The sequence below is a fragment of the Nonomuraea sp. KM90 genome, assembly GCF_052246675.1.
GTDB lineage: Bacteria > Actinomycetota > Actinomycetes > Streptosporangiales > Streptosporangiaceae > Nonomuraea.
Genome location: NZ_JBQQCB010000189.1, coordinates 1 through 15,111, shown reverse-complemented (window position 1 = coordinate 15,111; position 15,111 = coordinate 1). Strand labels below are relative to the sequence as shown.

The window sequence follows — 15,111 nt, the reverse complement described above, 5'->3', positions numbered from 1 at the left end:
CCACCGGTTCGCAACAGCCTTCACCTTCGCCCGCACGGCGGTCGGACGGCTCTCCCACAACGAACAGGATCAGTTGACGGCGCTGCTGCGCAAAGCACTGGGCTGACACGCGCCCGCAGCCCCACCCGACCAAGGTGGATCCAACGGCGTTTCGCAGAGCAGCCGCCACAGCGCCCGCTCTCGTAGGGGGATGTCGCGGCTCGACAGCAGCCGGTGGATCGTGGTCTTGGCGCGACCGCGCGGGTCTCGTCGGTGGTTTCCTTGCGGCGTGCGGCGGCCGGCGCGGCCCAGGGCTTCTTGATCTGACACCAGGTCGGCCAGGAGGTGACGGCGACGCGGTTGCGGTCCCAGGTCGCGGGGCGCCTGGCTGTGGTCGCCGAAGTGGTGGTGGACGTAGCCCAAGGTGTCCCAGGCCGACGTTTCGGCGGCCGTCATGTTCTGCTCGGCCAGGCGTGCGATGGCCTGTTCGCAGTAGGTGATGGCGTCGGCGTACCGGCCGAGCAGGGCGTGGTACCAGGCGACGGAGGCGAGTTCCCTGGCGTGGCCGGGCGGGTTGCCGACGTCGAGGTAGTGGCCGAGAGCGGCCAGGAAATGCCGCAGAGCATCGTCGTGTTCACCAAGCTCGCCGTGGTCGTGGTGGATGCGAGCCTGCTCGTCTAGCCGACTTGCCGGCCCGCCACGGCCGGATCGCCGGCACCCATCCGTCCGCGAAACGACCGGATCACCGACGAGTCCGGCAGCTGCCCCAGGCCCACGTCGCGGAAGTACCGGTACTGGGTGAACAGTGCGGTGCCGGATGTCCATCTGCTGCTACAGCCCGGCCTCGCATGGTGCGTGTGTCATGCGCGACGAGGCCGTACTCGCTGGCCAGGATCGCCGCCGGGCTTGACTGAAGATTTTTGGTGCATCAGATTGTTCGCGTCCGCCCGGAGCGTCCCGAGGAATCCCTATGAAGCGAACCGCCGCCGGCCTCGCCGCGGCCATCGGCCTGTTACAGCTCACCTCCGCCACCGCGTACGCCGCTCCCGCGGTCGACCCGGTAAAGGCGCTTCAGGCCGAGCTGACGCGCGGCAGGGCTGTCGACGTCGTGTCCACCGCCAAGGACGACTACGGGCGCGGGCTGTTCATCGCCTACCGCATGGACGGCATCATCGGCTTCGGCCCCGAAGGCGAGATCGCCGCCGACCTGTCGCAGACCATGCGCGGCAGCGACAAGCTGCTCGACGCCGCCGAGGACCTGGAGAGCAAGGAGAGGCTGGCCCGGGACCAGAAGCCGGTCAGGATCATCTCATCGCGCTACGACGACTACGTCTCGGGCCCCCTGGTGGACGAGGCGTTGCCCGAGGGGATCAAGTGGGTGCGCTTCCGGCACACCGATCTGCCCACCAGCGACAGGCTGCTGGAGGTCCTGGAGCCGGCCACGCTGAAGACCCTCCTGGCGCATCGCAGTTCCTACCGCGGCGGGGTGCTGACGGGGAAGATCAACACTGACGTGCTGGTCAAGGCGTCCCCGGCCTTCGTCTCACGCTTCGGCCTCCGCTCCAAGAGCGGCCGGGTCGGGACCATCTCCTACACCATCCGGTTCGGCCCGACCGGCCTGGTACAGCGGGTGCAGGCCAAGGCAGTCATGCCCTTCTACGACGAGTCCATGCGCATCGAGTCGGACACCCGCTACAGCTGGGGCCGCCGGGCCGGCGTGCTGCTGCCCGCCGAAGGGGAGGTGATCGACCGGGAGGAACTCGGGGAGAAGCTGCCCTACGAGGTACCCGGAGGCTGGAGCTGATCAGCAGTTCCCGGCCGGAGCCGGGACCCGGCGGGGGTGCCCAGACGGCGTATGTGCAGGACTCTGCTGGTCAACTCGTTTCAGGTGGTCAGGGTTGGCCCGGGTCGGGCCACGTGACTGGTGCGTTTGCGCTGCAGAGGGTGGCCGTTCCACCAGGCGTCCAGGCGGATCAGGTTGACCACGATCGCGGAGACGACGGGTTCGGGGTGGACTTTCTTGATGCCGCGGTAGCGGGCGCGGCGCAGGCCGGTGACGATGACGGTGACGGCTTGGTGGATGGTGGCCTCGATGCCGCACCGGAGGGCGTAGCGGTCATGCCAGGCGGGGGTGGTCTGTTCGGTGCGGGCGGCGTCGCGGGTTTCCTGGATCGCTCGTGGGTGCGGCGATGGCCTGCCAGAGGTCGCAGACGGCATGTCCCGGGGTGCTGCCGCCGGTGCGCGGGCCGGAGGTCTCCGCCGATGCTCGCCACCGCGACCCATGGATGGCCTCGGCTCACGGCCGGTCGTGGCCGTTGTCGAGCAGCGCCTGCGGGAGTTGGTGGCGAGAGGCGATGCCGAGCTTGGTGAACACCTTGCTCAGGTGGTATTCGACGGTGCGCGGGCTGAGGAACAACTGGGCGGCGATCTCTGCGTTCGACAGGCCCGTCCGGGCCAGCCTGGCGATCTGGCCCTCCTGAGGGGTGAGCTGGTCCGCCTTGTCGGTGGTGCGCTTGCGTACGGTCTCGCCGGTGGCCAGCAGTTCGTTGTGGGCCCGCCCGGCGAAAGCCTCCATGCCGATCGCGTTGAACATGTCGTGCGCGGTGCGCAGTTGCGTCCGGGCGTCGGCCCGCCGGCCTTCGCGGCGCAACCACTCGCCGTAGAGCAGGTGCGCGCGGGCGAGTTCGGTGCGAATGCCGGTGCTGCTCAGCCGGTCCACCGCTTCGCGATACCAACGCTCGGCCTCCTCGCCACCGCTGAGCAGCGCCCGGGACCGCGCGTAGAGCCCCGGCCCCCAGCCACCGTCACCGATGGCGGTCGCCTCGGCCAGCCGGTCGAGCGCCTCCGCGGCCTGCCGGGTCTGCCCGGTCCTGCTGGCCGCCTCGACCAACTCGGAAAGCGCCCACATGGAGACGTGCATCTCAGGCGCCCCAGGGGCGGCTTGGGCGGCTTGCGCCGCGACAAGGGCCTCTTCGTAACGGCCGAGCCCGTTGTTGAGTACGGCCCCCACCCACTGCGCGAATTGTTCCCCCACACCCTGGCCGGAAGCCCGGGCCTCCACGGTCACGCGCTCGATGAGCGGGGCGGCCTCGGCTTCGGTCCCTCGGAACGCGGCGAGCATCACGACCCCAGTGGCGAAGCTGCGGCTCCCTGTCGCAGTCGCGATCGCCTCTGCCTCCGCGACCAGCGAAGCGGCCTCCGCGAAATCACCGCGCCAGGTCTCCAAGACGGCCATCGCGTTCACCCAGATCCCCAGCGGGCCGAGCAGTCCCGCCTCACGGCAGTACTGAAGCTCGCGGGACTGCATCGCGTACCAGCACTTCTCGTCCCACAGCGCCGACGCGGCGACGGCCGCCATCGGGCTCCATTGCAGGCGCTCCGCCAGGGTGATCTCCCCTTCGGCGAAGACCCAAGCCGACCGTCTCAGCAATGGCGCAGCCGCGGCGCGTCCCTCGGTGACCAGGACCGCCAGCGCGTCCAGCAGCAGATCCGGCGGCCGGCTCGCGCCCGAGGGCGGCGAAGCCGATCGGGCGGCCCGGGAGATCTCGTGCAGGTCGTCGGTGCCCGCGAACCGCCCGGCGAACAACGCGGCATACCAGGCTTCCAGGTACGTCTGCCGCGCGAGCGCGGGATCCAGCGACTCCAGTCGCTTGGCCGCCCTCGCCAGTATCGGCGGAGCGTCGCCCCCCATGCTGGAGGCGAACGCGATCTGCCCGTGCACCAGGTCGACACGGGCCTGCTGGAGTTCGTCCAGCGGTCCTGCCGCCGCGATCGCGAGCAGGCCGGACGCAGCGTCGAACGCGCCGGCCAAGACATTCGCCTGTGCGGCGGTCAGGGCCCGTTCGGATCGTGGTCCGGGGTCGCTCGTCAGCTCGGCCGCGCGTTGCAGGAACGCCGCCGCCGCGGCTATGCCGCCGCGGGCCTGTGCACGGTCCGCCGATCGCTCCAGTTCCGCGGCCACCTCTTCGTCGGGTCCGGGGGCTGCCGCGGCCAGATGCCAGGCCCGCCGATCGGGGTCATGGTCGCGGTCGGTCTCCTCGGCCAGCGCCCGGTGCGTCGCCCGCCGTTCCTGTAGCGACGCTGCCGAGTACACCGCCGACCGTACGAGCGGATGCCGGAACCGCACCCCCGTTCCCATATGCAGGAGCCCGTCGGTCTGAGCGGTCTCTGCGGCGGAGGCGGAGATTCCGAGCCGCCCGGCCGCCTGCCAGATCAGTACGGGGTTACCCGTCGGCTCGGCTGCGGCCACCAGCATCAGCGCCCGCGTCTCGGCCGGCAGCGCCTCCAGCCGGCGCCGGAAGCCCTGCTCGATCCGCGCTGGGAGCGCCTGTGCCTCGACCAGTCCGAACCCGCCCGCCAGCTGTATGGGGCTCAGCCCGCGCGGTAACTCCAGCAGCGCCAGCGGGTTGCCGTTCGTCTCGGCCAGGATCCGATCCTTGACCCGTTCGTCCAGCTGGAAGGGGACCACTGAGCGCAACAGCGTGAGGGATTCTTGCGCCGGCAGGCCGCGCACCTCCAGATCGGCCAAGCCTTGGAGTTGCTCTTCCGGTTCGCGCACGGCGAAGATCAGCCCCACCGGTTCGGCCAGCAGCCGTCGTGCCACGAACGCCAGCACCTGCGCTGACGACCGGTCCAGCCACTGCGCATCATCGACCACGCACAAAAGGGCGCGTTCCTCCGCCGCCTCCGCCAGCAAGGTCAGCACCGCCAGACCCACCAGGAACCGATCTGGCGCGCCCCCTTCCCGTAGCCCGAACGCGGCTTCCAGCGCATGACGCTGCGGACCGGGCAGGCGCTCGAGCCGGTGCAGCAGCGGCGCGCAGAGCAGATGCAGGCCGGCGAACGCCAGCTCCATCTCCGACTCGACCCCCGCCGCTCGCGCCACGCGTATATCGGCCGCCGCCTCCACCACATGCCCCAGCAGCGCCGACTTGCCCACCCCCGCCTCACCGCGCAGCACCAGCGCCCGCCCACGTCCATCCCGCAGGTCCCCCAGCAGGCCATCGAGCACCGCGCGTTCTCGCTGCCGGTTCAACAGCGGCGGCCTCGGATCAGACAACGTCGGCATGACCTTTCGCCCCCATCCAGCCGCCGGCCCCCCGGCGGCGTGGTCAAGCCAGCGACCATCGGGCACCCGCAAGCGATGCCGTTCTTGCGATCAAGATGATAATCGCTACGGCAAACGCAGGTGCGGCCCGCAAGAGCCACCCGTTCGCCGTCCACGGACACCTCACCGATGGCGGTGCCGTGCCAATACTCGTGTACTGGGTCTCGCCTGGGATGTAACGATCGCCAAGCCGCTCGCCGCTTCCATCACATGTCCACGACGATGTCGGTGGCGGGCTGGGCGCAGCACGTGAGCACCTGCCCGTCGGCCGGTGGTTCCAGCGGATCCGGGGAGTAGGTGACCTGGCCGGACAGCAGGGGCGTGATGCAGGTGTGGCAGACGCCGGTGCGGCAACTCCAGCGGGTGGGGATGTCGCAGGCCTCGGCGAGTTCGAGCAGGCTGTGGCCGCCGGCGGTGAAGCGGGTGGTGATGCCGCTGCGGGCGAAGGCCACCTGCGGCCCGGTTCCGGGCGGCCCGGGCGGCTGGTGCGGCGCCCGTTCAGGCTGCCTGGTGAGGCCCGGGTTGATGAGGGGCAGGGCTCCGAACACCTCGGTGTGGATGCGGGGCAGGTCGATCCCGGCGGTGGTGAGGGCGTCGGTCATGTCGGCCATGAAGGCGGGCGGCCCGCAGACGTACGCGGTCGCGGTGGCCGGGATGGACAGCGCGCGGAGCCTGTCCCTGGTGAGGCGCCCGGGAGCGGCGTCCTTGGCACGCCGTTCCTCGGGTGTGGCGGCGCTGTAGAAGATGTGCTCGTGGGCGCGCGGCAGGGATGCGAGCAGGGAGTGCGCTTCGGCCGCCAATGGATGCTCTTGCGGCCGGCGGGCACCGTGGATCCACCACACCTCTCGGTCGCTGCGGCGAGCGGCGAGCTCGTGCAGCATGGACAGCACCGGTGTGAGACCGATGCCGGCGGAGACCAGCAGGACCGGGCCGGTGCCGGCGTCCAGGACGAACTCGCCGCGCGGCGCGGCGGCGTCGAGGATCATGCCCGGCCGCAGCGTGGTGGTCAGGTAGCCGCTCGCGATGCCGTGCGATTCACGCTTGACGCTGATCCGGTAGCAGTCGGCGTCGGGCGCGGAGGACAGGGAGTAGCTGCGTACCGGGGCGGGCGTGCCGGCGCCGGGGATCCGCAGCGTCAGGTACTGGCCGGCCTGGGTTGCCGGGAGGCGGGTCCCGTCCGCGGCGGCGAGGTAGACGGAGGAGACGGTCGTGCTCTCCGGGACGACCTCGGCGACCTTCAGTGCGCGGAATCCGGTCCAGGCCGGCTCGGCGTGCTCGGGCGCGCCGGCGGCAGCGTCGGCCGCTTGGAGCAGGTCGCGGAAGGATTGCTGCCAGCCAGGGCTGAGGGCGGGGATCTGGGTGGCGAGGCGGAGCTTGGCGGGGTCGCGGCCGGGGAGGTAGAGCAGCGCGTCGGCGTCGGTCACGGTCAGCGCGCCGGGTCCGGTACGGGTCTTGATGATCTGGTCGCCGGCCTGGATGGCGCCTTCGCGGATGACCCGCATGTAGAAACCGGGACGGTGGTGGCCGACCAGCAGGGCGGGCAGTTCGGGCTCGCCCATGCGCAGGCCGACCCGGTAGCAGGTGACCCGAGGCTGCGTGACCTCGAACTCGGCCTGGCCGATGCGGTACCGGTCGCCGATGCACACCTCGTCGTCGGGCAGGCCGTCGACGGTGAGATTCTCGCCGAACTGGCCGTAGCCGAAGTCGTCGCGTCGGAAGTACTGCTGCCAGTACCGGTAGGAGTCGATCTGGTAGACCAGCACGGCTCGCTGCTCGCCGCCGTGGCCTTGCAAGTCGCCTTGGCCGTCTCCGTCGAGGTTGAGCCGGCGGGCCATCACGGGGCCGTGCACGGGATGCTTCCACACGCCGGTGTAGACGGTCTTGCCCTGCCAGGGCACGTTCTTCGGCATGCCGACGTTGACCGACAGCAGCACCGGCGGCCGGTGACCCCTGTCTGACACGGGCGCGGTCATGGCAGTCTGCCCAGATCCAGCTCGCTGCCGGTGGGGTCGCGGTCGGCGCCGTGCGGGATCACGGTGCGGCCGGGCTCCGGCCGCAGCCGGGTGCCGTCGAGGTGCATTTCGACCAGGTCAGGCTCGACGGCCTGGGCACGGAGGCGAAGCTGCGGCACGTACTGGAGGTCCGGCAGGCGCCGCAAGCGGTCGTTCGCGGCGACAACCTCCCGGACGTGCTGGCCCCGGCGTTGCACGGCGTGACCCGCGTACCGGCAATCAAGGGCGGCCACATCGCCTGAACCCTCAGCGTCCGACCGGAACGCGAAGTCGCCGTACGAGCCGTCCTCGCGTGGGACGAACTCGCCAAGCACAGTCCGGGGCGGCTGCGCCCCTGCGCGAACGACGAATGCCGCCTGTTCCTCATCGACCGCAGCAAGGCCGATGCCGCCCGATGGTGCTCGATGGCAGTCTGCGGCAACAGGATGACGCGACGCGCCGGTCGGCGTGGACCCTCGGGAGCACAACCGCCACCCGCGGACGGTGGTGGAGCGGTGGTCGACGGCCGCCGCCGACAGTCCTGCGTACATAGACCAACGTTGGTACCCGCCGGGCACGCGACATCCCGACAGTTGACCAACATCTTGACCATTTTTGATGTGGCCGCAACCCTACGCAGGGCCGTCAGAAGCCCGCTCTCGCAGAAGACCTTTCCATCTCTGTCGCGGACCCTGCAAGCGGCGGCGGCACCTGACACGGAATCTGTCGTTGACGCGGTTCCCCAGACCTCTGTTGCGGATCCACGACCGTCTGGAAGCCGTCGGCTCCCCTCACATCCCACGCCGGCCTTGGTCAGGAGGGTGAAAGGTCTTCGAGGGGGTTGGCGGCGCTGCGTGCGGCAAGGTCGTTGCGGACCGAGGCGGCGGCGGCACTGGCCGGCTTGCGCCTCGCCTGGTCCTCGAAGGAGGCCAGGAAGTCCCCGGCGAATCCCAGCCGGGGATAGCGGGCAAGCATGTCCGCTCGTGCGTCCGCCGGGAACTGCTCGGCATGCCGTCCGACGGTCTCCCAGCTCGTGGCGACCTGCAGCAGGTGCGCCTCGGGGTCGGCGGCCGCGGACACATCCTCGCGCATGTGCAGCACGATGATCTCCTCGGCCCTGGCGGCCCGCTCCGCCGGCCAGCCGGCCGCCGTACCGAAGACCCAGGCCAACTGGCCTCCCGCCTCCTCGAACGGCACTGCGTGGCTGTCGAACGCCTCCGTCAGTCCGATGTCGTGGAGCAGCGCCGAGACGTAGTACAACTCGTCGTCGTAGGCGATGCGGTGCGCCGCGCCGTACATCGCTCCCCAAAGGTAGGACCGGACGCAGTGGTTGAGCAGCGCCGGTGAGCAGAAACGCCTGGCCACCGACAGCGCCGCCGTGGCAGCGGGAGTCTCCGGGAACATGAGCTCAGTCTCCCGTACGCCCCCGGCCCCGGCCTCCGGTCCAGGGCGCGTGTCGTGAGCGCCCTGGAAAGATCGCCGAGCTGAGCGGCCAACCACGTGACCGTGCCTCCGGGTCCGCCTTGCCGTCGATGGTGGCCATACCCGTCAAGAACCACCCGGGCCGGCGGCGGCCGACTCCTTCTGGCACTTCTCTTCGGCGGCCTTGAAGTCGGGGTCCTCGCCGGCCTCCTGGGTGATGAGCATCCTGCCGTCCTCCGGGTCGGGATAAGCCTCGACACCGTTGTCACGCATGCACTGGGCGAGCTTCAGCGCCTTCTCCCGGGAGTCCGCGCTCGGGGAAGCGCCGGCCGCGGCCTTGTCGCCGGTGCCGCAACCGGTCAGCAGCAGGGCGAGCGCGAACGGTGCCGTGACCAGCGCGTCCAGGATTCGTCGTCTCATGGAAACTCTCCTCGTCGAAGTCAGTCGAAGTGAGTCGAAGTGAATGGCGGATGACCCCGGTCACGGGCCGGGGCAGAGCACCGCTTCGGCGGCCTTCTTCATGGCGTCGCCGACGGCCATGGCCTTCTCGTTGTCGATCTTCAGGGTGGCGGCCATCGCGAAGTGGGTCCGGCCGTCGGTCGAGGAAAAGGTGACAGAGCTGACGCCGGGCAGGCCGCCCGAGGCCGAGGAGACCGTGCCGCCGCACAGCTCGGGGAAGGGCCGCGGCATCTGCTTCTGCAGGTCCGGCGGCACCAGCTCGCCCTGGTTGAGCGCGCGGTAGAAGGCGCTGACGTCGTGCGCGGTGGAGATCGCTCCTTCGGCGCCATAGGTGGTGGCGTTGAGCCGGTCGACGTCGCGCGGCCTGCCCTTGGCGTCGGGATAGTAGCCATGCCCGTGCGGGCCCTTGATCCGGTCGGAGACCTTGGTGGCCAGATAGGTGTGCTTCATGCCGAGCGGGCCGAACAGGCGCCGCTCGAACTCGGCGGCCCGGTCGTGGCCGGTCACCCTCTCGATGATCATGCCGAGGAGGATGTAGTTGGTGGTGGAGTAGAGATACTTTCCCGGCTCCCCCTGGGGGGCGGTACGTGCGGCTTTGACCAGGTCGATCGGCTTGTAGGAGGTGGTGAAGTCGAAGACGTCGAACTTCCCGCCGAGCGAGTCGGGGATGCCCGAGGTGTGGCGGAGCAACTGCTGCACGGTGATCTCGTCGGCCCGGTGCACGTAGTCGTGTTCGGCCATCTCGGGCAGGAGGCTGCTGAGCTTGTCCTCCAGCTTGAGTTTGCCCTCCCCGACCAGTTGCAGCACGATCGCGGCTTCCATCAGCTTGGTCTGGGAGGCGATGCGGTAGCGGGAGTCCGAGGGGATGCGCCCGCCCTTTCCGCCGAGCAGGCGTGAGCCCGCCGTGCCCCGGCCCACGCGCTTGCCGTCGACGTACACCTCACCGACGGCACCCACCACGCCCGCGGTCCTCGCCACGCTCTCCATCGCCTGCTGGACGTCTCCCAGCCGGGCCTGGCCGGCTGCGGTTGCGAGTGCGGGTGCGGGTGCGGGTGCGTGGAGGCTCAAGGCCAGCAGGGTGAAGGCGAGCCCGGTCGTGCCGGCCGTTCGTGCACGGCTCATCGTGTGATCCTCTCTACGGGAGTTCGAGGGTGATCACATCTACCGGCCGGCGCCTATCGGCGGGCGATCGGCGGACCATATGTGGTCCATATGCGGACGTTGCGATACTTCCCGGATGCGTGTGCTCCTGGTCGAAGACGAGCAGCCCCTGGCCAGGTACATCCAGGCCGGGCTGCGCAGGCACGGCTTCACCGTCGACGTCGCCCTGGACGGCCGGAGCGCGCTGGACAAGTGCGAGCTCACCCCGTACGAGGTGGTGGTCCTGGACCGGGACCTGCCCGTCGTGCACGGCGATACGGTGTGCCGCCGGCTCGCCCAGCGGGGCGAGTCGCGGGTGCTGATGCTGACCGCGTCCGACGCCGTACAGGACCGGGTGGGCGGGCTGATGCTGGGCGCCGACGACTACCTGGGCAAGCCGTTCGCCTTCTCCGAGCTGGTCGCCCGGGTGCACGCCCTGGTACGGCGCAGCGCGCCGGCCCGCCCGCCGGTGCTGCGGGCCGGCGACGTGATGCTGGATCCGGCCCGGCGCAGCGCCGAGCGGGACGGCCGGCTGCTGCGCCTGACGCCCAAGGAGTTCGGCGTGCTGGAGCAACTGCTGGCCGCCGGCGGTGACGTGGTGAGCGCGGAGACGCTCCTGGAGCGGGTATGGGACGAGCACGCCGACCCGTTCACCAACGCGGTCCGGATCACCGTCGGCACGCTGCGCCGCAAGCTCGGCGACCCGCCGCTGATCGAGACCGTCATCGGCGCCGGCTACCGGATCGGCCCGTGCGGCTGACGGCCCGCGCCCGGCTCGCCCTGCTGCAGACCGCCGCGGTGCTCGCCGCCGGGATCGCGCTGACCGGGCTCACCTACCTGCTGATGAAGCGGCGCCCCGCCCTCGTCACCCACCTGGATCCGGCCGGCCAAGACCCACAGGGCACCCTCCAGCTGATGCCGCCGCAGCCGCAGGACCTGCACGATCTCGCCGACCGGGTGCAGGCCGACACCCTGTCCGCGCTGCTGCCCCAGGCCGGTCTGGCGCTCGTCGTGGTGACCGCCTTGGCCGCCGCGCTGAGCTGGCTGGTGGCCGGCCGGGTGCTGCGGCCGATCCGCGCGATCTCCGTCGCCGCCCGGCGGTTGTCGGCCGAGAACCTCACCGCGCGGGTACCGGTCACCACCCCCGCTGACGAGCTGTCGGCGCTGGCGAGCACGGTCAACGACATGCTGGACCGCATCCAGCACGGCGTCGCCGAACGCGACCGGGTCCTGGACGGCCAGCGGCTGTTCACCGCCAACGCCGCCCACGAGCTGCGTACCCCGCTGACCACCGCTCGCACCGCCATCGACGTCACCCTGGACGGAGACCCCAGCCCGGCCGGCCTGCTGGCGATGGCCGGCGACGTCCGCGACGCGGTCGAGCACATGCAGCGCGTCCTGGACGGGCTGCTGCTGCTGGCCCGCAGCCAGGCGGGGCTCGGCGCGCGGGAACCAGGTGACCTGGCCGTCATCGCGGCCGACGTTCTCGACGCCGTCCAGACGCGGGCGGCAGCGGCCGACGTCACGGTACGATCCCGGCTCCGGCCGGCACCGGTCACCGGTGAACCCATCCTGCTGGAACGGATGATCGGCAACCTCGTCGACAACGCCCTGCGCTACAACCGGGCGGCCGGCCACCTGTCACTCGACACAGGCACGGCGGATGGGCGCGCCGTCCTGCGGATCTCCAACAGCGGCCAGGAGATCGCGCCCGAGCAGGCGGAGACGCTGCTGGAACCGTTCGTGCACGGGCAAGGCACTCGCGTCCGCACCGAGGGCCTGGGGTTGGGGCTGACGATCGTCCGCGCGGTCACCCTCGCCCACCAAGGACACATCGCGGTCACCGCCCGCAGCGGGGGCGGCCTCGACATCACCGTCGATCTCCCCGTTGGAAGCATCGCCCAGTGAGACACGCAGGCGTGAGCCCGAGTCTGCAGGGCGGAGGCTTCCCCGCAGAGCCGACACAGGCAGAACTGGGCCCGCTCGGCCGAAGGTGGACCCAGTCCGGTCACCCCACCGGGGCGGCGCGGTGATCGGGCAAGACCGAGACGGTTCCCGTGTTCACCCGCTGTTCGATCGACGAAGGAGGAGCCCGACTATCCCCCGCGCATCGCCGGCCAGCGGGTTCTGGACGTCTTCGCCCGCGAGCTGGCCGGTGAAGCCCAAGGTGTACACGCGGGCCAGGGCCTCCTCCGCTTTGGCGTCGGGAGTCGAGCCCTGAGGGGTTGCCGGACCCCCGTACGAGGAAATGTGATGTCCTCTGCGCAGAGTGCGCCGGGCGGTGGCTTGTGGACTTGGTGAGATCCTGGCCATGCCATTGGCCTTCGCCAGGAGCGGTTCCGATAGGCTTCTTGGAAGTCGTCGACTGATATCAAGCGCGGCTTGGTGTTCTGCCTCTGCTCGCAAGAACCTTTCGGGGGGACGCGATGTTGAGAAGACAATTCACGATCTTCCTTAATGCGCTCGGCGCATCACTTCTGTTCTTCGCAGACACGTCTCCGGCTTTCGCGAGCATGCATCGCGATGGCCCCTCAACCTACATCACCAACAGGCTGTCCGGCCTGCCCGCAGACATATCAATACCCGCGAGCTGCTATATCCCTGACAACCCCGCATGCGTCAACGGCACGCCTGTGCTGCTGGGGCAGCGTAACAGCAACACCAAATTCTACTTTCGCTACAAGGAAGGCGGATGGAGCGAGGTCGTGTGGTTCGCGGACTACTGCCTGGATGTTTCGGGCTTCGGCACCAACAACGGGGCCAGGGTGATTCTCTGGCAGTGCCATGGAGGCCCCAATCAGCTCTTCAGGCCGCAGGCGTTCCAGATAGATTGGTTCGGCGGCAATGACCCCAACACCAGGCTCCTGGAAGGCCGCCAAAGCGGCAAGTGTCTCGATGCCGCAAACCCATCCGCACCCGCACCGCCTCGGGTTGGCGCCCCCTTGCAGATGTGGGACTGCATTGGAGATACCGATGCCTGGAACCGCATCAATCAAGATTGGGCTTTCGAGTCGTAGCGCCGTATTTGCTTGTCTCGTGCCGGTTTCCCTGGTGGTCGGTCTCACCGATCGGCTACGACCACGCCGCCCGCACGGCGAGCAGCTCGACTGTTCCTGACGACGAACGCGGGCTCGTCGTAGACGGGTTGACGGCGGTCTCAGTGAGCGCCTGGCTGCTCCGCAGAGGTGCATGACCGCGTGTGCTCAGCCCAGCGCGGGTTCCCGGTCCCCGTCCTCCTTCAGGGCGGCGGCACCGGGGACGTCGACGAGGCCATGCTCCGTGAGCTCCCAGTAGTGGCGTCGGCCGGGCCGGAGGAGCTGGAAGAGCGCCTTGTAGGCGGCCACGCTCATCAACGCCCAGTAAAGAGGGATGGACAACATCGCGCGGACCGCGGAGAAGAGGCGGCGTTCCAGGCAGCCGGCCATCATGCAGTAGATCATCAGGAAGTTGCCGATGACCATGGCGGCGGCGCCGCAGTAGAGCGAGGCGGGCGGGAAGAGTGCCTGCACATGGCGGGTGCCGGTGCACAGGTAGAGGAGCGTCAGCGCCCAGAAGAACGGGTTCGCCAGGGTGATCAGCGTGGGCAGGCCCATGGTGAGGTGGAAGGCGAGGGTCCGTCTGGTGCCCAGTTCCCGCCACAGCCGCAGCGGGTGGCGCGTGTGGACGAGCCAGGTCTGGAGATAGCCTTTGATCCAGCGGCTGCGCTGCCGGATCCAGTTGCCCAGGCGGCTGTTGGCCTCCTCTTCGGTCACCGAGACCATCATGCGTACGTCCCAGCCACGGCGGGCGATGCGGATGCCCAGGTCGGCGTCTTCCGTGACGTTGTAGGTGTCCCAGCCGCCCAGGGCCAGCCGCGCGTCGGCGCGGAAGTGGTTGGAGGTGCCGCCGAGCGGGATCGGCAGCCGGTAGCGGTCGAGTCCGCGCAGCACGAGGCTGAAGTGGGCGGCGTACTCGGCGGCGAAGCGACGGGTCAGCCAGTTGGTCCACGGGTTAACGGCAAGTGCCTGGACGTGAGCGGCGCGACCCTGAACGACAGGGCGCCCATCGTGCAGTTCCGCTGCTGGAACAACGCCAACCAGCGCTTCCGCCTGGAACGGCCCATGTCGACGATCGGCATGTGACGCCCCGCGACATCAAGGAGACATCGGCGACATGGCGGAGCCGCGGGCCGGGTCCGTCATCGCCGACGCCGCAGCCGGTCAGGCCGGTGTGGACATCGTCATCCCGGCGCTCGACGAGGAGCGCGCCCTGGGGGCTGCATCCGGACGCTGGTCGCCCATCTGGGCGGGTTCCCCCTGCCGCGGGTTTGGCCGGTGAGCTGGCCGGGGTGCACCCGACACCGGGTTGCTGCTGCTCGCCGAGCACAACGGGCTGCGCGTGCACGAGGTGCCCATCGACTGGATCGAGGACGCCGACTCCCGGGTCCGCATCGCGTGGCGGTCACCCGGCCCGAGCCGACGCGCAACTCGCCCGCCCCCGCATGGCGTCGTCGTCCCCGGTCGCGACCGGAGCGCTCGGCTGCCTGCTGTACACGCTGACCTACCAGCTCTTGCGCCCAGCCTGAGCACCGGCCGCCGCCAACCTCGGCGGGCTCGTCCTGGCCGGCCTGGCCCCCGGCGGCACCGCCTGCCATCTGCGCCCGGTCCCCCACTTCGCTACGGCGTGCGTCCTCGCACGTCCAGCTCTGCACGGCCGAAACAGCGCGCGGACCCGTAGGCGCGGATGACCGCCTGGATCCGGTCGCTCAGGCCCCGGCACACGCTCAAGGTCCCGGATCTCGACCCACCTATTCGGTGTTGCTAGGTACCAGTAGTTAGTGTTACTTTGTACCGGTAGTCAGCAGCATTAAGTAGCTGAGGGGGTGTTCCGTGGGCAGGCAGCTGACCGAGATGCTCAAGGGGACGCTGGAGGGCATCGTCCTGGCGTTCCTGGCCGGCCGGCCCGCGTACGGCTACGAGATCACGGCGTGGCTGCGGGATCGGGGCTTCTCCGACATCGCGGAAGGCACCATCT

General features: G+C 69.9%; 14 protein-coding genes and 1 pseudogene. 8 read left to right on the top strand and 7 right to left on the bottom strand.

What is annotated here, in order from left to right; translation table 11 throughout:
• The first annotated feature begins 369 nt into the window (after positions 1 to 369).
• Positions 370 to 660, top strand: coding sequence for a hypothetical protein (locus ACTWPW_RS59325; protein ID WP_443174265.1), 291 nt, complete (start codon positions 370 to 372; stop codon positions 658 to 660).
• Positions 661 to 949: 289 nt separating this feature from the next.
• Complete coding sequence (locus ACTWPW_RS59320; RefSeq protein WP_443174264.1) at positions 950 to 1,783, top strand: hypothetical protein; 834 nt, start codon at positions 950 to 952, stop codon at positions 1,781 to 1,783.
• A gap of 80 nt (positions 1,784 to 1,863) precedes the next feature.
• Here ACTWPW_RS59320 and ACTWPW_RS59315 read toward each other — a convergent pair whose 3' ends face one another.
• The 3 genes from ACTWPW_RS59315 to ACTWPW_RS59305 form a co-directional block, all read right to left on the bottom strand.
• Positions 1,864 to 2,196, bottom strand: a complete 333-nt coding sequence (locus tag ACTWPW_RS59315) for a transposase (protein WP_443174263.1) — start codon at positions 2,194 to 2,196, stop codon at positions 1,864 to 1,866.
• 79 nt (positions 2,197 to 2,275) lie between these two features.
• Positions 2,276 to 5,047 (bottom strand): helix-turn-helix transcriptional regulator, encoded by a 2,772-nt coding sequence (locus ACTWPW_RS59310; RefSeq protein ID WP_443174262.1) that lies wholly within the window; start codon positions 5,045 to 5,047, stop codon positions 2,276 to 2,278.
• Positions 5,048 to 5,292: 245 nt separating this feature from the next.
• The gene (locus ACTWPW_RS59305) at positions 5,293 to 7,047 is read right to left on the bottom strand and encodes an MOSC domain-containing protein (RefSeq protein ID WP_443174261.1); all 1,755 of its coding nucleotides are present in this window, start codon (positions 7,045 to 7,047) and stop codon (positions 5,293 to 5,295) included.
• 113 nt (positions 7,048 to 7,160) lie between these two features.
• Between ACTWPW_RS59305 and ACTWPW_RS59300 the strand changes: the two genes are divergently transcribed.
• Complete coding sequence (locus ACTWPW_RS59300; protein ID WP_443174260.1) at positions 7,161 to 7,340, top strand: hypothetical protein; 180 nt, start codon at positions 7,161 to 7,163, stop codon at positions 7,338 to 7,340.
• Between the two features lie 84 nt (positions 7,341 to 7,424).
• Positions 7,425 to 7,532: pseudogene (locus tag ACTWPW_RS59295) on the top strand (CGNR zinc finger domain-containing protein); the annotation flags it as partial.
• 358 nt (positions 7,533 to 7,890) lie between these two features.
• On the opposite strand, the gene ACTWPW_RS59290 reads toward ACTWPW_RS59295, so the two are convergent.
• From ACTWPW_RS59290 to ACTWPW_RS59280, 3 genes are all read right to left on the bottom strand, one after another.
• Positions 7,891 to 8,481, bottom strand: coding sequence for a cyanamide hydratase (locus tag ACTWPW_RS59290; RefSeq protein WP_375118658.1), 591 nt, complete (start codon positions 8,479 to 8,481; stop codon positions 7,891 to 7,893).
• A 144-nt stretch (positions 8,482 to 8,625) separates the two neighbouring features.
• Entirely contained in the window at positions 8,626 to 8,919 is a 294-nt protein-coding gene (locus ACTWPW_RS59285; protein WP_443174259.1) for a hypothetical protein, read from the bottom strand.
• Positions 8,920 to 8,979: 60 nt separating this feature from the next.
• Positions 8,980 to 10,080, bottom strand: a complete 1,101-nt coding sequence (locus tag ACTWPW_RS59280) for a serine hydrolase domain-containing protein (RefSeq protein ID WP_443174258.1) — start codon at positions 10,078 to 10,080, stop codon at positions 8,980 to 8,982.
• Positions 10,081 to 10,195: 115 nt separating this feature from the next.
• On the opposite strand from ACTWPW_RS59280, the gene ACTWPW_RS59275 reads away from it, so the two are divergent.
• From ACTWPW_RS59275 to ACTWPW_RS59265, 3 genes are all read left to right on the top strand, one after another.
• Positions 10,196 to 10,858, top strand: a complete 663-nt coding sequence (locus ACTWPW_RS59275; protein WP_443174257.1) for a response regulator transcription factor — start codon at positions 10,196 to 10,198, stop codon at positions 10,856 to 10,858.
• Positions 10,849 to 12,006: a sensor histidine kinase gene (locus tag ACTWPW_RS59270; protein ID WP_443174256.1), complete on the top strand. Its 1,158-nt coding sequence runs from the start codon at positions 10,849 to 10,851 to the stop codon at positions 12,004 to 12,006. Before ACTWPW_RS59275 ends, ACTWPW_RS59270 begins: the two co-directional genes overlap by 10 nt.
• A 518-nt stretch (positions 12,007 to 12,524) precedes the next feature.
• The gene (locus tag ACTWPW_RS59265; protein ID WP_443174255.1) at positions 12,525 to 13,115 is read left to right on the top strand and encodes an RICIN domain-containing protein; all 591 of its coding nucleotides are present in this window, start codon (positions 12,525 to 12,527) and stop codon (positions 13,113 to 13,115) included.
• Positions 13,116 to 13,301: 186 nt separating this feature from the next.
• Here the strand turns inward: ACTWPW_RS59265 and ACTWPW_RS59260 are convergent, their stop codons facing one another.
• The gene (locus ACTWPW_RS59260; protein WP_443174266.1) at positions 13,302 to 14,150 is read right to left on the bottom strand and encodes a glycosyltransferase family 2 protein; all 849 of its coding nucleotides are present in this window, start codon (positions 14,148 to 14,150) and stop codon (positions 13,302 to 13,304) included.
• Between the two features lie 100 nt (positions 14,151 to 14,250).
• Between ACTWPW_RS59260 and ACTWPW_RS59255 the strand changes: the two genes are divergently transcribed.
• A complete protein-coding gene (locus tag ACTWPW_RS59255; RefSeq protein WP_375118652.1) occupies positions 14,251 to 14,415 on the top strand; it encodes a hypothetical protein in 165 nt (54 codons plus the stop codon).
• Positions 14,416 to 15,111 lie beyond the last annotated feature (696 nt).